Below are 19,380 nucleotides of genomic sequence, written 5' to 3' on the forward strand. Positions count from 1 at the left end.
GTCAGCGCTCGAGCTGGCCCGCGATGAAGGCCTCGACGTCGGCGCGTGCGGTGTCGTCGTTCCGCTGCTCCGGCGGCGACTTCATGAAGTAGCTCGACGCGGACAGGAGGGGCCCGCCGATGCCCCGGTCCAGGGCGATCTTCGCGGCGCGGATCGCGTCGATGATGATGCCTGCGGAGTTCGGGGAGTCCCAGACCTCGAGCTTGTACTCGAGGTTGAGCGGCACCTCGCCGAAGGCCTTGCCCTCGAGGCGCACGTAGGCCCACTTGCGGTCGTCGAGCCACTGGACGTAGTCGCTGGGACCGATGTGGACGTTGCGGGCGCTGAGCTCGCCGGTCATGTTCGAGGTGACGGCCTGCGTCTTGGAGATCTTCTTCGACTCGAGACGGTCGCGCTCGAGCATGTTCTTGAAGTCCATGTTGCCGCCGACGTTGAGCTGGTAGGTACGCTCCAGGCGCACGCCACGGTCCTCGAAGAGCTTGGCGAGCACGCGGTGGGTGATCGTGGCGCCCACCTGGGACTTGATGTCGTCACCGACGATCGGCACGCCCGCGGCGGTGAACTTCTCGGCCCACTCCGTGGTCCCGGCGATGAAGACGGGCAGGGCGTTGACGAAGGCGACACCCGCGTCGATGGCGCACTGGGCGTAGAACCGGGCGGCCTCCTCCGAGCCCACCGGCAGGTAGCAGACGAGGACGTCGACCTGGGCGTCCTTGAGCGCCGCGACGACGTCGACGGGCTCGGCGTCGGACTCATCGACCATCTCCTGGTAGTACTTGCCCAGGCCGTCGAGGGTGTGGCCGCGCTGGACGGTGACGCCGGTGGCCGGGACGTCGCAGAGCTTGACGGTGTTGTTCTCGCTCGCGTTGATCGCCTCGGCGAGGTCGAGGCCGACCTTCTTCGCGTCGACGTCGAAGGCGGCGACGAACTCGACGTCACGCACGTGGTAGTCCCCGAAGGTCACGTGCATGAGGCCCGGGACGGTGGTCTCCGGGGTGGCGTCGGCGTAGAAGCGCACGCCCTGGACCAGGGAGGACGCACAGTTGCCGACGCCGACGATGGCGACGCGGATGGAACTCATTCTTGCTCCTTGTGGGTGGGAGGTGCGGGCGGACCCGCGGGTCCGGGTGTTCTCATGTCGAGGGCACCGGGGGTGCCCCGTTCGGTGTCGATGAGGTTCTCCAGCCACTCGACCTCGCGCTCGACCTGCTCCAGGCCGTGGCGGGCGAGCTCGGCGGTGTAGGCGTCCATCCGCTCCCGGGTGCGCTGGCTCGACTCGCGCAGGAGGGACAGCCGCTCGACCATCCGCGTGTGCCGGCCCTCGAGGATCCGCAGGCGGGTACGCGCGTCGGTGGTGGCGAAGAGGGTGAAGCGGACGTCGAAGGCCTCGTCCTCCCAGGCGGCGGGGTCCGCCGTCGCGAGGGTCGCGGCCAGGCGTTCGCGGCCGGCGTCGGTGAGCTCGTAGACGATGCGGCCGCGGCGCCCGGCGAGCGGGTGCGGCAGGGAGCCGGTGGGCGCCTCGGCGATGAGCCCGGCCTCGGTGAGCCGGCGCAGCGCGGGGTAGAGCGACCCGTAGGAGAGCGTGCGGAACGCGCCGAGCTGGGCGCTCAGCTGTCGGCGCAGCTCGTAGCCGTGCATCGGTGAGGAGCCGAGCTGGCCGAGGATGGCGAGCTCGAGAACCTCCGCACGGGTGCTCATGCGCGCTCGTCCCTGTCGACCGGTCGCCGCGATGTATCGCTGCGATATAACTCGCCGAGAGTAGCGCATCGGTGGGAGGGCGAGGGCCGGTGGGGCGAGGGATAGCCTGCACCGGTGAGCATCCCCGCCGACCTGCGCACCCTCGCCGTCCACCCCGGCTTCCGGAAGCTCTTCACCGTCCGTCTCGTGTCGCAGTGCGGTGACGGCATGTTCCAGGTCGGCCTCGCCACCCTGTTCTTCTTCAACCCGGCCACCATGGCCACCGCCTCCGGGGTCGCGGCGGCCTTCGCCGTCCTGCTCCTGCCGTTCACGGTGGTCGGCCCGTTCGCCGGGCCCCTCCTCGACAGGTGGAGCCGGCGCCAGGTGCTCCTCGTGGGCAACGCGGTGCGGGTCGTGCTCGCCCTGATCCTCGCCGTGCTCATCGGCACGGTGGGCGTGTCCGTCCTCGTCTACGTCCTTGCCCTCGTCACCCTCGGCGTCAACCGCTTCCTCCTCGCGGCCCTCTCCGCCGGCCTGCCGCGCGTCGTCCCGCGCGAGCAGCTGCTCATGGCCAACACCCTCACCCCCACGCTGGGCGCCGTCTCCGCCGTCGCGGGGGGTGCCATCGGTTTCGTCACCGGGCTGCTCGTCCCCGCCGCCGCGAAGGACTCCGCCGCCCTCGTCTCCGCGGCGCTCCTCTTCGCCGCCGCCTCCGCCCTGGCCCTGCGGCTGCGCCGCGGCGAGCTCGGCCCCACGGTCCGGCCCCGCACGGGTGTCGCCGTCGCCGTGCGGCGGACCGTCTCGGACCTCGTCGACGGCGCGCGCTACCTCGTCCGCCGCGGCACCCCGGGTCTGGGCCTGGGCGTCATGGCGGTCCACCGCTTCCTCTACGGCGTCAACTTCATGGCGCTCATCCTCATCTCCCGCAACCTCCTGTCCGACCCGGCGGACGCCCGCGCCGGACTGGCCACCTTTGCGCTCCTCGGTGGCATCTCCTTCGCCGGCAACGGCCTGGCGATCGTCCTCACGCCGCTCGCGCACGAGCGGATGCCCCCCTCGCGGTGGATCGTCCTGTGCCTCGCGATCGGCGGCGTGAGCCAGGCGCTGCTCGCCACGACGCCGCAGCTCGTCGTCGTCGCCGTCTCCGCGGTGCTGCTCGGCCTCAGCGTCCAGGGCGCGAAGATCGCGGTGGACACGATCGTCCACCGCGACACCCACGACGACTACCGGGGCCGCGCCTTCTCGCTCTACGACGTCCTGTACAACGCGGCCTTCGTCGCGGCCGCCGCGCTCGGCGCGTGGGCGCTGCCGGACACCGGCTGGTCACGCGTCGTCTTCGCCGCGCTCGCGGTCGTCTACCTCGCCGTCTCCCTCGGCTACGGCGCCGGCACGCACCGGCTCGCCGACACGCCGCGTCCCGTCCACGCCGGCGAGCGCGACGGGTCCGCACCCTGAGCCGAGGGGCGGTGACGCGGGACAGCGGAGTAGCGTCGTCGCCCATGAGCTCCGCTGAACCCTTTGCCGACCTGCTCGCCGCGAACGCGCGCTACGCCGAGGACTTCTCCCTCGCGGGCTTCGACGGCGTCGCCCGGGCGGGCGTCGCCGTCGTCACCTGCATGGACTCCCGGATCGACCCGATCGGGATGATCGGCCTCCAGCCGGGCGACGCGAAGATCCTGCGCAACCCCGGTGGCCGGGTCACCGACCAGGTGCTCGTCGCCCTGGTGCTGGGGACGAACCTCCTGGGCGTGAACCGGGTCCTCGTCGTCCACCACACCCGCTGCGCGATGGCCTCCCGCTCCGAGGAGGAGCTGCAGGCCGAGATCGGCCGCCTCCAGGGCCAGGACGCCACGTGGATGTCCCTCGGCGTCATCACCGACCAGGTCCAGTCGATCCGCGCGGAGGTCGCCAAGGTGCGCTCCCACCCGCTGATCCCGGACACCGTGGCCGCCGGCGGCTTCCTCTACGACGTCGACACCGGCCTCCTCCAGCCCGTCGAGTGACCGCCCCGTCCACGTCTCCGCCGACAGCACTCGGGGGCGGGGGTCAGGGCCGGTTGGCCGCCCACCAGGCCTCGAGGGCCTCGCGGGCGGCGTCCTCCCCGAGCGGCCCGCGCTCCATGCGCAGGTCGAGGAGGAAGCGGTAGGCGCGGCCCACCACGGGGCCCGGCGGCACGCCGAGGACCGCCATGATCTGCTCCCCGTCGAGGTCGGGGCGGATCTTGGCGAGCTCCTCCTCCTCGGCGAGCGCCGCGATGCGCTCCTCGAGGTCGTCGTAGGCCGCCGCCAGGCGCAGGGCCTTGCGCCGGTTGCGGGTGGTGCAGTCGGCGCGGGTGAGGCGGTGGAGGCGCTCGAGGAGCGGGCCGGCGTCGGTGACGTAACGGCGCACCGCGGAGTCCGTCCACTGGCTCTCCCCGTACCCGTGGAAGCGCAGGTGGAGCTCGACGAGCCGGGAGACGTCCTTGATCGTCTGCTTGTCGAAGCGCAGCGCCTTGAGCCGCTTGGCCGTCATGCGGGCACCGACGAGCTCGTGGTGGTGGAAGCTCACCCCACCACCGGGCTCGAAGCGCCGCGTCGCCGGCTTGCCGATGTCGTGGAGCACCGCCGCGAGGCGCAGCACGAGGTCGGGGGCGGGCACGGCGCCGTCGGGGCCGGTCTCCAGCTCGACCGCCTGGTCGAGGACGACGAGCGTGTGCTCGTAGACGTCCTTGTGGCGGCGGTGCTCGTCGACGGTGCGCTGGAGCTCGTCGAGCTCGGGCAGCACGACGGCGGCGACGCCCGTGTAGACCATGAGCTCCAGGCCGCGGCGGGGCCGCTCGGACAGGAGCATCCGCTGGAGCTCGGCGCTGATGCGCTCGGGGGAGACGATCGCGAGGCGGTCCGCCATCGCTGCCATCGCCGCCATCGTCCCGGCCTCGACCTCGAACCCGAGCTGAGCGGTGAAGCGCACGGCCCGCATGATGCGCAGCGGGTCGTCGTCGAAGGACTGCTCGGGGTCGACCGGGGTGCGCAGCACCCCGGCCTCGAGGTCCTCCAGGCCGCCGTGCGGGTCGACGAAGGTGAGGCTGGGCAGGCGCACCGCCATCGCGTTGACGGTGAAGTCGCGGCGGGTGAGGTCGCCCTCGAGGGTGTCGCCGTACACGACGACGGGCTTGCGGGAGTCGGTCTCGTAGGCCTCGGTCCGGTAGGTCGTCACCTCGACGACGACGTCCCCCTTGCGGGCCCCGATCGTCCCGAACTCCCTGCCCACGTCCCAGTGGGTGTCCGCCCAGCGCGCGAGGAGACGCTCGGTCTCGTCGGGGTGTGCGGACGTCGCGAAGTCGAGGTCGTGGCTGACCGAGCCGAGAAAGGCGTCACGGACGGGCCCGCCGACGAGCGCGAGCTCGTGCCCGGCGTCGGCGAAGACGGTGCCCAGGTCGAGCACGGCGGGGGGCAGCGCGGTCAGCGCGGCGGCGGCCGTGCGGGCGAGCGAGGACGTCGAGTCGTTGGCGGGCGGCACTTGCCACAGCCTGCCACGTCGACGACGCCCGGGGCCACGCCGCCGCGGCGGGCGTCCGTCACGTCCCGGCCCCACCGATGTGGCGCCCACGTACGCGGGACGGCAGCATCCCCCAGGTCAGTTGATTATGGTGACCTCATGTCCGCCGTCCCTTCGCCGCGTCGGCGCGTCCCTGCGCCACCGCACCCGCGCGCCGTGCCGCCCCGGTCGACGCTGCTGCCGGTGGTGGACGAGACGTCGGCCGGCGGCCTCGTCGTGCGGGTGGAGGACCGGCAGGCGTTCACCGCCGTCATCGCGCGCCGCAACCGCGGGGGACGCCTCGAGTGGTGCCTCCCCAAGGGGCATCTCGAGGGCGAGGAGACCCCGGAGGAGGCGGCCGTCCGCGAGATCGCGGAGGAGACCGGCATCACCGGGCGCGTGCTGCGCCACCTCGCGACCATCGACTACTGGTTCTCCGGCGACGACCGGCGTGTGCACAAGGTCGTCCACCACTACCTCCTCGAGGCCACAGGTGGGGAGCTGACCATCGAGAACGACCCCGACTGCGAGGCGGAGGACGTCGCGTGGGTCAGTCTCGCCGAGGTCGCCTCGCGCCTCGCGTACCCGAACGAGCGGCGCGTGGTCGCCACCGCGAGGGACGTGCTGGCCGGACGCGCATGAACATCACTCGGACACCGTCCGGGGCCGGCCCGCGAGCCGTCGTCCTCCTCGTGCTCGCGGCGCTCCTCTGCCTCGTGCCCGCCCCGCTGGCCACCGCGACCACGACCCCCGGGCCGGACGACACCCCCGTCCCCGCGACGGAGGACCCGACCGCCGGTGTCACCACCGCCGAGGTGACCGTCTCCCTCACCGACATCGCCCCGGCAGTCCTCACCCCCGGTGAGGACCTCGTCGTGCGCGGCACCGTCACGAACGGCACGAGCACGGAGATCACCGTGCCGGAGCTGCGTCTGCGCGCCCAGCAGAGCGCCCCGATCAGCCGGTCCCTGCTCGAGCGGTGGCTCGACCCGGCGTCCCTGTCGGCCACGACGCTCCTCCACGCCGAACGGCTGGAGGACCCGGTCGCGGCCGGCGCGACGGTCGACTTCACCCTCACCGTCCCGGCGGACGCCGTCCCCTTCGCGCCGAGCTACAGCGGCTGGGGACCCCGCGGCATCGAGGTGACCGCCCACGACGCCGACGCCCCCGTCCTCGTCGACGTCCCCTCCGCTCGCAGCTTCCTCCTGTGGTGGCCGGACATCGAGGTCGAGACGATGCCGCTGGCCGTCCTGGCCGCCGCCGCCCCCACCGCTCCGGAGCGCGCCGCCGCGCAGGAGACCGGCACCCGCCTGGACGCGGTGGCCGCCGAGCGCCTCGAGCCGCTCCTCGCGGCGCTGGACCGCCCGGCCGTCGACCTCGCCGTCGACCCCTCCCTCCTCGTCGACGTGCCCGCCGTCGTCGACCTCACCGCCGGCGAGCCGGCCGACGAGGAGCCCACCGAGGAGCCCTCGGCCCCCACGACCGCCCCCAAGACGGCCCTGCGCGGCGCCCTCGGCGACTTCGCCGAGGCCCCCGGCCGTGCCGTCCACGCCCTCCTGTGGGCGGACGCCGACGCCGCGGCCCTCACCCACGCCCGCCGCACCGACCTCCTCGCCGACGTCGCGGCCGCCCGCGACACCGCGCTCGAGGACGCCGGACTCACCGTCGGCACGGGCCTGGCCTGGCCCGCCGCCGAGACGCCCGACGCCGACACCGTGACGGCGCTCTCCGCGGCCGGTGCCACCGCCGCCGTCCTGCCGAGCAGCGGCCTCGCGCTGACCTCCCAGCTCACCTACACCCCGTCCGCGCGCGCCGACGTCGCCGTCGACGGCGCGACGCTCCCCGCCGTCCTCACCGACGAGCGGCTCTCCGCGCTGCTCTCCGGGACGCTGCTGCCGGTCGACCCGGACCAAGCCCCGGTGGAGCTCGATCCCGTCACCGCGCGTCAGTACCTCCTCGCCGAGACGGCGGTCGTCACCCGCGAGCGCCCGGCGGACCGTCGCGACCTCCTTCTCACCGTGCCCCGCGACTTCTCCGGCGATCCCGGGCTCCTCGCCGACCAGCTCACCGTCCTCGCCCAGGCCCCCTGGCTGGAGCGGGTGGGGCTGGCGGAGATGCTCGAGCACGAGGCGCCGGAGATCGAGCGCGAGAACCTGCCCGAGCGGGTCGTCGAGGACGGCGAGGTCGACGCCGGCGAGCTCGACCGCGTGTCCGAGGTGCTCGAGCGGACCGCCGCCTTCGCCGGGGTCCTCGACGAGCCGGAGGCGCTCGTCGACCCCGTCCGCACCTCCCTGCTCGGGGTGACGTCGGCGGCGTGGCGGGAGCTGCCCGCCGCTCGGGCCGGTCTCGTCGACGCCGCCGAGGAGGCCTCCGCCGCCCGCCGCGGCCTCGTCGCCGCCCGCCCCGGCAGCACCCTCAACCTCATCAACGAGGAGGCGCACATCCCGGTCGCCGTGACGAACGCGATGTCACGCCCGGCGAGCGTCGTCGTCCGCCTCAACCCGCGCGACCCGCGGCTCGTCGCCGACGACGAGGTCACCCTCGAGATCCCCGCCGAGCAGTCGGCGACGGCGCAGGTGCCGGTCCACGCCGTCGGCAGCGGCGACGTCGTCGTCGACGTCGTCCTCGCGGCACCCGACGGCACCCCGATCGACGAGCCCACCGAGATCCGGGTGCGGGTGCGCGCCGACTGGGAGACCGTGGGCACCGCCGTCGTGGCCGGCCTCCTCGTCGTCATGCTCGTCGCCGGGCTCGTGCGGACGGTGCGCCGGGCGCGCCGCCGCGCCCGGCTCGGCGAACCCACCACCCTCCCGGAGGAGACCACCACGTGAGCGAGGAACGTCGCGGCCTGGCCGGGTCGGCAGCGGTCATGTTCACCGGCACGCTCGTCTCGCGGGTGCTCGGGCTGCTGCGCAACATCGCCCTCATCGGCGCCATCGGCCTCACCGGCGCCGCGAACTCCTTCTCCGTCGCGAACAAGCTCCCCAACGTCGTCTACATGCTCGTCGCGGGCGGCGTCCTCAACGCGATCCTCGTCCCGCAGATCGTCCGCGCGATGAAGCAGCGCGACGGCGGCGACGAGTACGTCAACCGGCTCCTCACCATGGCGGGGGCGGCGCTGCTCGCCCTCACCGTCGCACTCACTGCCGGGGCGGGCGTCCTCGTCACCGTCTACGCCTCCGAGCTCGACCCCGCGTGGTTCGACATCGCCGTCGCCTTCGCGCTGTGGTGCGTGCCCCAGCTGTTCTTCTACGGCATGTACACGCTGCTGGGCCAGGTGCTCAACGCGCGCGGCAACTTCGGCCCGTACATGTGGGCGCCGGCCCTCAACAACGTCATCGCGCTCGTCGGCCTCCTCGCCTACATCGTCGTCTTCGGCGGCCGCGCCACCGGCGCCCACGAGGACCCGACGGCGTGGAGCGGCCTGCGCATCGGCGTCATCGGCGGGACCGCGACGCTCGGCGTCGCCCTCCAGGCCCTGATCCTCATCGTGCCGCTGTACCGCTCGGGCTTCCGCTTCCGCCCGAGGTGGGGGCTGCGGGGCTCGGGCCTGGGACGCGCGAGCAAGGTGGCGACGTGGGCCTTCGCGAGCCTTCTCGTCGCCCAGCTCGGCTTCATCGCGATCTCCAACGTCGCGGCCGCCGCGGCCGACCGGGGCGAGGGCTTCGCCCCGGGCAACGCCGCCTGGGACAACGCCAACTTCCTCTACCTGCTGCCGCAGTCCCTCATCACCGTCTCGCTCGTGACGGCGCTGTTCACCCGCGTCTCGGGGTACGCCGCCTCGGGCGACACCGCCAAGGTGCGCGACGACCTGTCCCTCGGGCTGCGGACCATCGCGGTGTTCACGGTCTTCGCCGGCGGGGCCCTCGCCGTCCTCGCCCTCCCGCTCGTCCAGGCCGCCTACCCGACGACGACGATCCCCGAGGCCCAGGGCATCGCGCGGGTCGTCGTGGCGCTCCTCGGCGGGATCGCCGCGCTCGGCGCGTTCACGATGATCCAGCGGGTGTACTACGCCTTCGAGGACACGAAGTCGCTGTTCAAGCTGCAGGTGCCGCTGACCGCGCTCGTCATCGTCGGCTGCCTCGTGTCGATGCTCCTGCCCCCGGAGTGGTGGCTGGTGGGGGCCGCGGTCGCGACGGCGGCGTCCAACGTCGTCGGCTCCGTCGTCGCCTACCTCGCGCTGCGCCTCAAGCTGCCGAGCCTCGACGGCGGACGGGTGCTGCGCAGCCACCTGCGGATCGTCCTCGCCGCCGCACCTCCGCTCCTCGCCGGCTGGTTGCTCCTCCACCTCATCGGGCCGGTCTCGACGGCGCAGGCCGACATCGCGCGGGCGGTCCAGTCGCTGCTCAAGGTGACGCTCGTCGGTGGCCTCATGGGCGCGGGGTACCTCCTCCTCCTGCGCCTGCTCAAGGTCTCCGAGCTCGACGTCATCCTCGACCCCGCCCTGCGGGTGCTGCGGCCGCTGGCCGCCCGGGTGCCGGGGCTGCGCCGCTGGGCAGGGGAGGGCGCGACACCCGCCAGTACGATGGGGCGCGACGACAGGGGCCCGGGACCGGGACCGGACAGAGGGAGCAGGACGCTGGACGACGACGGACCGGGCACCGCCCCGACGCTGGACCCCGGCACGCTGCTGTCCGGGCGCTACCTCCTCGACCACGAGCTCACGCCCGTCCTGCCCGCCACCGCGCTGTGGCACGGCCGCGACGAGATCCTCGAGCGGGAGGTCCGCGCCCTCGTGCTGCCCTCGACCACCGGCGCCTCCGCCGAGACGCTCGACGCCGCCCGTCGTGCCGCTCTCGTCGACGACCCCCGCCTCGAGCGCGTGCTCGACGTCGGCGCCCACGAGGGCCACGCGTTCGTCGTCACCGACGTCGCCGGCGGGCCCTCGCTCGCGGAGCTCGCGACGAGCGGCCCGATGGCCCCCGAGCAGGCCCGCGCCGTCGTCGGCGAGGTCGCCAGCGCCCTGGAGGCGGCCCGCCGCCACGGGGTCCACCACCTCGTCCTGCTGCCCTCCGCGGTCCACGTGACCGCCGACGGCCAGGTCCGGCTCGGTGGTCTCGGTGTCGCCGCCGCCTACCTCGGTGTCGACCACGACCCGCTCGCCGCCGCCCGCGTCGACACCCTCGGCCTGGTCCGGCTGCTCTACCTCGCGCTCACCGGCACCTGGCCCGAGCCCGACGACGGACCCGAGCTGGCCCGTCAGGTGCCGCCCGCGGCGACCGTGGGCGGTGTCCTGGTGGCACCGCGCAGCCTGCGCGACGACGTCCCCGCGGACCTCGACGCGCTGTGCACCCGGACCTTCGGCGGTGAGGGGCCGCGCACCCCGAGCGAGCTGATCCGCGAGCTGGCCCCGTGGCGTGACATCAACGTCGAGGCGCTCACCAGCGACCACCCGGTGTGGCCGCTGGCCGGATCCCTCGGTGCGGGCGTCGGGGCCGCCGCGGCCGCCGCGCCGGCCGTGCCCGTGCCCATGTCCGCCGCGGGGCTGCGGCCCGAGGCGGCCGCGGAACCCGAGCCGGCGACGGAGGAGCCCGAGCCCACCCCGGCCGACGAGACGCCCGCCCCGGAGCCGGTCGCCGCGGAGCCCGCCGGCCCGGCCACCCCCACCGACCCGACCGCTGCCGGGGGTGCTGCCGCGCCGGCGCCCCCCTCCTTCGACGAGGTCGTCGCCGCCACCCCCGACCAGGCCCCCCAGTCGCTGGACACCACGGACTGGCAGCCCCGCCCCGTGCCGGCCGGGGCCGCCGCTCCCACGGACTTCACCGCCGTCGTCGCCCCCGAGGACGCCGACGCCACGGCCCCCCACTCCGCCCGCCACCCCCGCGGCTCGGTCGTCACCGCCGCCATCGGCGCCGGCGTGGGCGGGGCGGCCGCAACCGTCGCGGACAGCACCCGCAGGGGCGTGGACGCCGTCCGCCGGCGGCTGGCCGCCGGCGCCGGCAAGGTCTCCGCCGCCGCGGCCGCCCGCGCCGCCGAGCGCGACGCCCGCGCCGAGGAGGAGCTCGCCCAGACCCGTGAGGCGGACGTGCGCGCCGCCCTCGAGCACGGCCGCGTCCCGGCCGACCCGCAGCCCGTCGAGCAGCGTCCGCACCCCGTCCCCGCGGCGCCGCAGCCGGAGCAGGACCGCTCGTGGGAGTCGGTCGTCGCGGAGGAGCCCGAGCGTGAGCCCGGCGCGCCCGTCCCGTTCCGCGACCGACGTCTCGACCCGACGCCGATCGTCCTCGCCGTCGCGCTCGTCGCCCTCCTCGTCGGCGGGATCATCGCCTTCCGCACCCTCACCGCGGAGCCGGAGGGCTACATCGCCCCGCCCACGGCCACCCAGGCCCCGGTGAGCCCGGAGGCGACCGAGCCGGCCGCCGAGCCCGAGACCACCCCCGCACCGGAGGAGACGACCCCGCCGCAGCCGCCCGCCGTCGCCTCCCTCGCCCCTCTCGACCCCGAGGGCGACGGCGCGGAGAACCCTGAGCTGACCCCGCAGGCGCTCGACGGCGACGACTCGACCTACTGGCGGTCGCGCTCCTACGTCGACCCCCAGTACGGGATGAAGTCCGGCATCGGCCTCCATGTCGAGCTCGAGGAGGCCACGCTCGTCTCCTCGGTGACCATGGACCTCATGGGCGAGGGCGGCAACGTCGAGATCCGTGCGACGAGCCCGGACGAGCCCACCGAGGGTGATGTCCTCGCCTCCGGCGAGATGGGCCCGGACACGACCTTCACCTTCGACGAGCCGGTCGAGACCGACAGCATCGTCCTGTGGTTCACCTCCCTGCCCGTGGCCGACTCCGACGGCCGCAACCGCATCGAGCTCGCCGAGCTCACCGTCGACTGAGTCCGGAACAAATCCGGGCCCTCGCGCCTTGACCCGAGCAGCACCCCCGAGCGACGAAGGACTCCCATGACGAGCACCACCCCGACCGCCCTGCACGAGGTTGTCATCGTCGGTTCCGGCCCTGCCGGGTACACGGCCGCGATCTACGCCGCGCGCGCGAACCTCGCCCCGGTCGTCATCGCCGGCGCGGTCACCGCCGGCGGCGCGCTGATGAACACCACCGAGGTGGAGAACTTCCCCGGCTTCCCCCAGGGCGTCATGGGCCCCGAGCTCATGGACAAGATGCAGACCCAGGCCGAGAAGTTCGGCGCCACCGTCATCTACGACGACGCCACCTCCGTCGACCTCACCGGCGAGGTCAAGACCGTGACAACGGCCGAGGGCGAGACCTACCGGGCCCGGGCCGTCATCCTCGCCAACGGCTCGGCGTACAAGGAGCTCGGCCTGGAAGGGGAGAAGACCCTCGGCGGACGCGGGGTGTCCTACTGCGCCACCTGCGACGGCTTCTTCTTCCGCGACCAGCACATCGTCGTCGCCGGCGGCGGGGACTCCGCCATGGAGGAAGCCACCTTCCTCACCAAGTTCGCCTCACGGGTGACGGTCGTCCACCGCCGCGACGAGCTGCGCGCCTCCAAGATCATGGCCGACCGCGCCATGGCCAACCCCAAGATCGACTTCGCGTGGAACAGCGAGATCACCGCCATCCACGGCACCGACAAGGTCACCGGCCTCACCCTGCGCGACACCCTCACCGGCGCCGAGCGCGAGATGGACGCCACCGGCCTGTTCGTCGCCATCGGCCACGTCCCGCGCACCGACATCCTCACCGGCCAGGTCGACCTCGACGACAACGGCTACATCATCGTCACCCACCCCTCCACCGCCACCAACATCCCCGGCGTCTTCGCCTGCGGCGACGCCGTGGACCACACCTACCGCCAAGCCATCACCGCCGCCGGCACCGGCTGCGCCGCCGCCCTGGACGCCGAACGCTACCTCGCCGCCCTCGGCGAAGCCGCCGAACCCGCCACCGACGCCTCCCAAACCCCCCAGGGCGCCGTCTCCCTGTGAACGGGTCCTCCCCCTCGGTGGCGACGGTGACGGACGACACCTTCGCCACCGAGGTCCTGGACACGCCCGGCCCGGTCCTCGTCGACTTCTGGGCGCCGTGGTGCCAGCCCTGCCTCAAGCTCGCGCCGGTGCTCTCCGAGCTCGCCGCCGAGTACGGGGACCGGCTGCGCGTCGTCGCCCTCGACGTCGACGAGAACCCGGACACCACGCAGGCCTACGGCGTCGTCTCCATCCCCACCATGATCCTCTTCCAGGACGGGGCGGCGGTGTCGTCGATCGTCGGGGCGCGGCCCAAGCCGGCCCTCGCGGCCCAGCTCGCCACGCTCGTTCCCTGACACGGTGCACGGGTCCGGCCCGCGGGCGGCGTAGCCTGGCAGACGCGCCGACGAGCGCGCAGGAGGAGGCACCCACATGACGACGCCCGAGCCCCGGACCCCCGGAGGCGACCGTGCTGCCGCCGGCACACGGCTCGACCCGTGGTTCGACTCCTACGCCGAGCGCGCCCACGGGATGCGCTCCTCGGAGATCCGGGCGCTCTTCGCCGTCGCGAGCCGCCCCGAGGTCGTGTCACTGGCCGGGGGCATGCCGAACATCTCCGGACTGCCGATCGACTTCCTCGCCGACATGACCGCCAAGCTGCTCCGCGACCGCGGCCCGGAGGCGCTGCAGTACGGCAGCGGCCAGGGTGAGGTCGCGATGCGAGAGCAGATCGTCGAGGTCATGCGCTACGACCACGTCCACGCCCACCCGGACGACGTCGTCGTCACCACCGGGTCGCAGCAGGCACTGGACCTCGTGACCGAGATCTTCATCGACCCGGGCGACGTCATCGTCGCCGAGGCCCCGAGCTACGTGGGGGCGCTCGGCGTGTTCCGCGCCTACCAGGCCGACATCGTCCACGTCCCGATGGACGAGGCCGGGCTGGTCCCCGACGCGCTCGAGGCCACCCTGCGCCGCCTGGCGGGCGAGGGGCGCCGGGTCAAGATGCTCTACACGGTCCCGAACTTCCACAACCCTGGCGGAGTCACGCTCGCCGAGGCGCGGCGCCCGCAGGTCGTCGAGATCTGCCGCCGGCACGGCGTCCTCATCCTCGAGGACAACCCCTACGGCTTGCTCGGCTTCGACGGCGACCCGCTGCCCTCCCTCAAGAGCTACAACCCCGACGGTGTGGTCTACCTCGGCTCCTTCTCCAAGACGTTCGCCCCGGGCTACCGGGTGGGCTGGGCGGCCGCGCCGCACGCCGTGCGCGAGAAGCTCGTCCTGGCCAGCGAGGCGGCCATCCTGTCCCCCTCGCGCTTCAGCCAGCTCTCGATCACCTCCTACCTCGAGGGCTACGACTGGTACGGGCAGGTCAAACAGTTCCGCGAGGAGTACCGCTCCCGTCGGGACGCCATGATGTCCGCGCTCACGGAGTACCTGCCCGAGGCCCGCTGGACGGTGCCCGCGGGCGGCTTCTACACGTGGGTGACCCTGCCTCCGGGCCTGGACGCCAAGGCGATGCTGCCCCGCGCCGTCACCAACCTCGTCGCGTACGTCTCCGGCACCGCCTTCTACGCGGACGGCCAGGGCGCGGACCACATGCGCCTGTCCTTCTGCTACCCGACGCCCGAGCGCATCCGCGAGGGCGTACGACGCCTCGCCGGTGTCGTACGCACCGAGCTCGAGCTCACCGAGATGTTCGGCACGGCCGGGTCCCGCGCCCAGGGCGAGCACCTCGTCGACACCCCGAGCCCCGACCAGGCCTGAGACAGAGCGGAGCCCTCATGACCCCTGCCGAGACCGTGCCCGACGACCTGCGCGTCCTCGTCCTCGCCGGTGGCCTCTCGCACGAGCGTGACGTGTCGCTGCGCTCGGGACGCCGCGTCGCCCAGCTCCTGCGCGACGCCGGCCTGACCGTGGAGGTCCGGGACCTCGACGCCGAGCTGCTGCCCGCCCTGCGCGAGAACCGCCCCGACGTCGTCCTGCCGCTCGTCCACGGCTCCACCGGTGAGGACGGCTCGATCCGGGGCCTGCTCGAACTTCTCGACATCCCCTACGTCGGCAGCACCTCCGGACCGTGCCGGCTGGCCTCGCGCAAGCCGGTGGCCAAGGCCATCGTCGCGGCGGCCGGTGTCGCCACGCCCGCCTTCGTCACGCTGCCCCGCGGCCTCTTCCACGAGATCGGCTCCGCGCCGGTGCTGTCGACCGCCCTCGCCGGGCTGGGGCTCCCGCTCGTCGTCAAGCCGGAGGACGGCGGCTCCGCCCTCGGCGTGACCGTCGTCGAGCGCGCCGAGGACCTGCCCGACGCCATGGTCACGTGCTTCTCCTACGGCAACGCCGCGCTCGTCGAGCGGGCCGTGGTGGGGACCGAGGTGGCCGTCTCCGTCGCCGAGACGGCGAACGGCCCCGTCGCGCTGCCGCCCGTCGAGATCGTCACCGATGGCCCCTACGACTACGACGCGCGCTACAACGCCGGCCGGACCGAGTACTTCGTCCCGGCCCGCCTGGACGCCGCGACGACGCAGGCCGCCTGTGACGCCGCGGTCGCCGCCCACCGGGCACTTGGCCTGCGGGACCTGTCCCGCACCGACCTCATCGTCGACGCCGAGGGCACGCCCTGGTTCCTCGACATGAACGTCGCCCCGGGGATGACGGAAACCTCCCTGTACCCGCAGTCGGCACAGGCCTGGGCCACGCAGGGCGGTCCGAGCTTCACCGAGCTCCTCGTCGAGCTCGTGCGTACCGCCGCCGCGCGCGTCTGACGTCCCTGTGCCCCCTCCCAGGACGGGAGGGGGCACAGCAGGTCAGGAGCCGGCGTCGTCCAGGCGCGGGCGCTCGACGGTAGGGGCGAGCACGTCCAGGATCCGGTTGAGGTCCTCGATGCTGGCGAACTCGATGTTGATCTTTCCCTTGCGCTGGCCCATGCCGATCTTCACCCGGGTGTCGAAGCGGTCCGACAGCCGGGTGGCGATCTCGTTGAGCTCGGCGGTGTAGGTGCCCGTCCGCGGGCGACGGCGCATCTCCGGTGCCGTGGGCTCGTCGCCGAGGGCGACGATCTCCTCGGTCGTACGGACGCTCAGCCCCTCGGCGACGATGCGCTGGGCCAGCCGCTCCATCGGCGCCGGGTCCGACAGGCCCAGGAGGGCACGCGCGTGCCCGGCCGAGAGGATCCCCGCGGCCACGCGACGCTGGACGAGCGGGGGCAGCTTGAGCAGACGCAGCGTGTTCGAGATCTGCGGCCGCGACCGGGCGATCCGGGATGCGAGCTCCTCGTGGGTGCAGGAGAAGTCCTCGAGGAGCTGCTGGTAGGCGGCCGCCTCCTCGAGGGGGTTGAGCTGCGCGCGGTGCAGGTTCTCGAGAAGCGCGTCGCGCAGAAGGTCGTCGTCCTCGACCTCGCGGACGATGGCCGGAACGGTGTCATTGCCCGCGAGCTGGGAGGCGCGCCACCGCCGCTCGCCCATGATGAGCTCGTAGCGTGCCTCCTCCCCCTCGGCGAGCGCGCGCACGACGATGGGCTGGAGCACCCCGACCTCGCGGATCGACGACGCGAGCTCCTCCAGCTCCTCCTCGTCGAAGACCTGCCGCGGCTGGCGGCGGTTCGCGACGACGTCGTCGACCGCGATCTCGGCGAAGGTGGCGCCCGGGACGGGGACGAGCGAGGTGTCGTCCGTCGCCTCGGCACGTGGTTGCGGTTCGGGCGGCTCGGGGGCCGGCGGAGCCGCTGCGGCCGGCGTGGGGGCGCTGGGCACGTCCGCGGCCGGCCTCCGCCGCGGTGTGACGGTGTCCTTGGGAATCGAGGCCCGCTTGCGGGTCTTCGACGCGGTCTGGGTCGCGGGACCGCTCGTCGCGCGGGTCCTCGCGGCCGGCGCGGAGGACGCTCCGGGCGCCTCGGCGGCCACCTGCTGCGTCGGTCGCGGGCTGCGTTCGGTCCGCTGGTCGGGGAAGAAGACGTCCACCGGCCTGCCCTCTGCGGGCGCGGTCGGAATCAGCGCTCCGAGGCCCTTGCCCAGGCCACGTCGCTTCTCACTCATGGACATCCTCCGTACGGTGCGCCTCGCTGGGCTCTGGCATTGCTGGGCTGGTCTGGGTGGTCTCGGCGCGCGACGCGATCTCCTGCGCTGCCGCACGGTAGGCGAGCGCGCCCGTGGAGCCGGGGTCGTAGGTGAGGACCGTCTGCCCGTACGACGGCGCCTCGGAGATCCTCACCGACCTGGGGATCGGGACCTCGAGAGTCTGGTCCGGGAAGTGGGTATGCACCTCGTCGGCGACCTGGCGCGAGAGGTTCGTCCGCTTGTCGAACATCGTGAGCAATATTGTCGACACGTGTAGTGTAGGGTTGAGGTGTCCACGGATGAGCTCGATGTTGCGCAGGAGCTGGCTCAGGCCCTCGAGCGCGTAGTACTCCGACTGGATGGGGATGAGCACCTCACGGGCGGCCACAAAGGCGTTGACGGTGAGCAGCCCGAGGCTCGGCGGACAGTCGATGAAGACGTAGTCGTACCGTTCCTCGTCGCTCTGACTCGAGAGCAGCGCGGAGATTGCGTTGCGCAGCCGGTTCTCGCGCGCCACCATCGAGACGAGCTCGATCTCCGCACCCGAGAGGTCGATCGTCGCCGGCGCACAGAAGAGGCCGTCAACGTCGGGGCAGGGCTGCACCACGTCGGCGAGCGGGACGTCGTCGATGAGGACGTCGTAGGTCGACGGCGTTCCGGCGTGGTGGTCGATACCGAGCGCGGTAGAGGCGTTGCCCTGCGGATCGTTGTCGATGACAAGCACCTGCAGGCCACCGGTTGCCAGCGCCGCGGCGAGGTTCACGGTGGTCGTCGTCTTGCCGACTCCGCCCTTCTGGTTCGCGACCGTGAGGATACGAGTCTCACGTGGCCGCGGGAACCGCGTGCCCTCGAGGGCGATCCGCCTCCGTGCGTCCTCTGCGAGCTGCGCCGCAAGCGGCGTGGAGTCGTCGAAGTGGTCGAGCCCTCCGAGGATGCTCCGTGCTGCGTTGCCTTGTTGATCGCTCGCCACGGCGCCGTCCGCCATGCCGGCCGTGTCGTCCGACTCCGTCACACGTACCCCTCGAATCGCAGTTGTTGCGCGCCCTCCGTAGCCTATCCCGGGTCGGTGCCACCTCCGCGCACCGACTCGCTCGGCTGTGGATCGGCACCGCTCGGCAGTTTCACGTGAAACACGGGGTCCGGCTGTCCGAGCCGCGGTTGGGGCCGGCACCCTGCCGGGATACCTGACGGACGCCGGAGCGTACTCGTAGCAACTGAGTTGACTGCACGGGGCTGTCGTCGATGCCCGTTCCACGTGAAACAAGGTGCCAGCACCTGACAACAGGGGGTCCTCCGCGTCGATGACCAGAACGAGGTCAGGCGGGAGGGCCCCGTCCTCGCCATCAGAGCGACGCCGATCGCCGTGGGGTGTTGACGTGGCCCCTCACGAGGTGCCCCGGTCGGCGCCGCTGGGTCGCCGTGGACAGGATGGACGACGTCGCTGCGCGCTGGCTGCGGACCCTGGGGTGCACTACACCGAGCTCGGACGTGACGGTCCCCGGTCGGCTGCGCCATCTGAGCACCGCTGGGGGACGGAGAGACATCGCGTCGGTGGCCGGTTGGCCGCCTCTAGCGGCACAGCCGCACAGCCGCACAGCCGCGAAGCCGCAATGCCGCAATGCCGCAATGCCGGACTGTTTCACGTGAAACGCTTTGCGCGCGGCGCATCTCTCAGATCGCCCGGTGCGAGCCGAGCCGCTTAACCGATCGACCTGGTTCGCGAGATGTCGAAACTCAGCCAGCTCGGAACGATGTCCAACACGCGATGGCCAGGAGCGCAGGTTTCACGTGAAACGCCACGGTCGGCATCGCCACTCGATTACGTGCCTCGCCTTCTTCTCTATCGTGCGGCATGACACGGTCTCGTTCCGGCTCCCTGTGCACGAGGTCGCCGCTTCCATGGCAGAGACGATGCTTGCTCCGGCCAGCCGATACGACACGGAGAACGCTGGCGGCTTCGGGCATCGAGCGTGCTGTGAGCCCCATGCCCGCACCTTCGCTTCAGCTGAAGGCCACGGCCGAGGTTTTCGCCGCCGGCTGTCGTTGCCTCGGTACGCCGTTGCAGCCGTTTCACGTGAAACCTCCGAGGCTTCTCACTAGTCGACCCCGGGGCCGACGGTGGGGCCATGCGAGTCGAGGTACCGCGACGGCCACAGCCATAGTGTTGAGCGCGTCGGTTCGATGGTCCCCAGGCGCGACTCTCTCCAGCCGTCGCTCGTCAGTTGGCCATGGAACGCGCCCACCTATGTGGGCGAT

At 72.9% G+C, this 19,380-nt stretch carries 14 protein-coding genes; 9 read left to right on the forward strand and 5 right to left on the reverse strand.

Features of this window, described 5'->3' with window-relative positions:
- Position 1 precedes the first annotated feature (1 nt).
- Together GD632_RS03910 and GD632_RS03915 are read right to left on the reverse strand one after the other, a co-directional pair.
- Positions 2–1,081: an inositol-3-phosphate synthase gene (locus GD632_RS03910; protein WP_152188927.1), complete on the reverse strand. Its 1,080-nt coding sequence runs from the start codon at positions 1,079–1,081 to the stop codon at positions 2–4.
- On the reverse strand, positions 1,078–1,698 hold the full coding sequence (locus GD632_RS03915; protein ID WP_152188930.1) for a PadR family transcriptional regulator: 621 nt from the start codon (positions 1,696–1,698) through the stop codon (positions 1,078–1,080). Before GD632_RS03915 ends, GD632_RS03910 begins: the two co-directional genes overlap by 4 nt.
- A gap of 114 nt (positions 1,699–1,812) precedes the next feature.
- On the opposite strand from GD632_RS03915, the gene GD632_RS03920 reads away from it, so the two are divergent.
- Positions 1,813–3,132, forward strand: coding sequence for an MFS transporter (locus tag GD632_RS03920; protein ID WP_193311328.1), 1,320 nt, complete (start codon positions 1,813–1,815; stop codon positions 3,130–3,132).
- A 44-nt stretch (positions 3,133–3,176) separates the two neighbouring features.
- Positions 3,177–3,680, forward strand: coding sequence for a beta-class carbonic anhydrase (locus GD632_RS03925; RefSeq protein WP_152188932.1), 504 nt, complete (start codon positions 3,177–3,179; stop codon positions 3,678–3,680).
- 43 nt (positions 3,681–3,723) lie between these two features.
- Here the strand turns inward: GD632_RS03925 and GD632_RS03930 are convergent, their stop codons facing one another.
- A complete protein-coding gene (locus GD632_RS03930) occupies positions 3,724–5,175 on the reverse strand; it encodes a CCA tRNA nucleotidyltransferase (RefSeq protein ID WP_226924528.1) in 1,452 nt (483 codons plus the stop codon).
- A gap of 138 nt (positions 5,176–5,313) precedes the next feature.
- On the opposite strand from GD632_RS03930, the gene GD632_RS03935 reads away from it, so the two are divergent.
- The 7 genes from GD632_RS03935 to GD632_RS03965 all read left to right on the forward strand — a co-directional run bounded on the left by GD632_RS03935 (position 5,314) and on the right by GD632_RS03965 (position 15,834).
- Positions 5,314–5,835: an NUDIX hydrolase gene (locus GD632_RS03935; protein ID WP_152188937.1), complete on the forward strand. Its 522-nt coding sequence runs from the start codon at positions 5,314–5,316 to the stop codon at positions 5,833–5,835.
- On the forward strand, positions 5,832–8,024 hold the full coding sequence (locus GD632_RS03940) for a DUF6049 family protein (protein WP_152188939.1): 2,193 nt from the start codon (positions 5,832–5,834) through the stop codon (positions 8,022–8,024). Before GD632_RS03935 ends, GD632_RS03940 begins: the two co-directional genes overlap by 4 nt.
- Positions 8,021–12,022, forward strand: a complete 4,002-nt coding sequence (murJ, locus tag GD632_RS03945) for a murein biosynthesis integral membrane protein MurJ (RefSeq protein WP_152188941.1) — start codon at positions 8,021–8,023, stop codon at positions 12,020–12,022. Before GD632_RS03940 ends, murJ begins: the two co-directional genes overlap by 4 nt.
- 66 nt (positions 12,023–12,088) lie before the next feature.
- The gene (gene trxB, locus GD632_RS03950) at positions 12,089–13,093 is read left to right on the forward strand and encodes a thioredoxin-disulfide reductase (protein ID WP_152188943.1); all 1,005 of its coding nucleotides are present in this window, start codon (positions 12,089–12,091) and stop codon (positions 13,091–13,093) included.
- Between the two features lie 26 nt (positions 13,094–13,119).
- Entirely contained in the window at positions 13,120–13,428 is a 309-nt protein-coding gene (trxA, locus tag GD632_RS03955) for a thioredoxin (RefSeq protein WP_319633100.1), read from the forward strand.
- Between the two features lie 76 nt (positions 13,429–13,504).
- On the forward strand, positions 13,505–14,839 hold the full coding sequence (locus tag GD632_RS03960) for an aminotransferase-like domain-containing protein (RefSeq protein WP_152188945.1): 1,335 nt from the start codon (positions 13,505–13,507) through the stop codon (positions 14,837–14,839).
- A 17-nt stretch (positions 14,840–14,856) separates the two neighbouring features.
- Positions 14,857–15,834, forward strand: a complete 978-nt coding sequence (locus GD632_RS03965; protein ID WP_193311329.1) for a D-alanine--D-alanine ligase family protein — start codon at positions 14,857–14,859, stop codon at positions 15,832–15,834.
- Positions 15,835–15,876: 42 nt separating this feature from the next.
- Here GD632_RS03965 and GD632_RS03970 read toward each other — a convergent pair whose 3' ends face one another.
- Positions 15,877–17,103: a ParB/RepB/Spo0J family partition protein gene (locus GD632_RS03970; protein ID WP_152188948.1), complete on the reverse strand. Its 1,227-nt coding sequence runs from the start codon at positions 17,101–17,103 to the stop codon at positions 15,877–15,879.
- Positions 17,096–18,136 carry a ParA family protein gene (locus GD632_RS03975; protein ID WP_226924530.1) on the reverse strand — a complete coding sequence of 347 codons (1,041 nt, stop codon included), beginning with the start codon at positions 18,134–18,136 and terminating at the stop codon, positions 17,096–17,098. Before GD632_RS03975 ends, GD632_RS03970 begins: the two co-directional genes overlap by 8 nt.
- Positions 18,137–19,380: the final 1,244 nt, after the last annotated feature.

This window comes from Georgenia satyanarayanai (genome assembly GCF_009193135.1).
GTDB classification, from domain to species: domain Bacteria; phylum Actinomycetota; class Actinomycetes; order Actinomycetales; family Actinomycetaceae; genus Oceanitalea; species Oceanitalea satyanarayanai.

Excerpts from the sequence above, each read along its gene's own strand:
- GD632_RS03910 (WP_152188927.1), bottom strand. The coding sequence starts at position 1,081 with ATGAGTTCCATCCGCGTCGCCATCGTCGGCGTCGGCAACTGTGCGTCC.
- GD632_RS03915 (WP_152188930.1), bottom strand. The coding sequence starts at position 1,698 with ATGAGCACCCGTGCGGAGGTTCTCGAGCTCGCCATCCTCGGCCAGCTC.
- GD632_RS03925 (WP_152188932.1), top strand. The coding sequence starts at position 3,177 with ATGAGCTCCGCTGAACCCTTTGCCGACCTGCTCGCCGCGAACGCGCGC.
- GD632_RS03935 (WP_152188937.1), top strand. The coding sequence starts at position 5,314 with ATGTCCGCCGTCCCTTCGCCGCGTCGGCGCGTCCCTGCGCCACCGCAC.
- GD632_RS03940 (WP_152188939.1), top strand. The coding sequence starts at position 5,832 with ATGAACATCACTCGGACACCGTCCGGGGCCGGCCCGCGAGCCGTCGTC.
- trxB (WP_152188943.1), top strand. The coding sequence starts at position 12,089 with ATGACGAGCACCACCCCGACCGCCCTGCACGAGGTTGTCATCGTCGGT.
- GD632_RS03960 (WP_152188945.1), top strand. The coding sequence starts at position 13,505 with ATGACGACGCCCGAGCCCCGGACCCCCGGAGGCGACCGTGCTGCCGCC.
- GD632_RS03965 (WP_193311329.1), top strand. The coding sequence starts at position 14,857 with ATGACCCCTGCCGAGACCGTGCCCGACGACCTGCGCGTCCTCGTCCTC.
- GD632_RS03970 (WP_152188948.1), bottom strand. The coding sequence starts at position 17,103 with ATGAGTGAGAAGCGACGTGGCCTGGGCAAGGGCCTCGGAGCGCTGATT.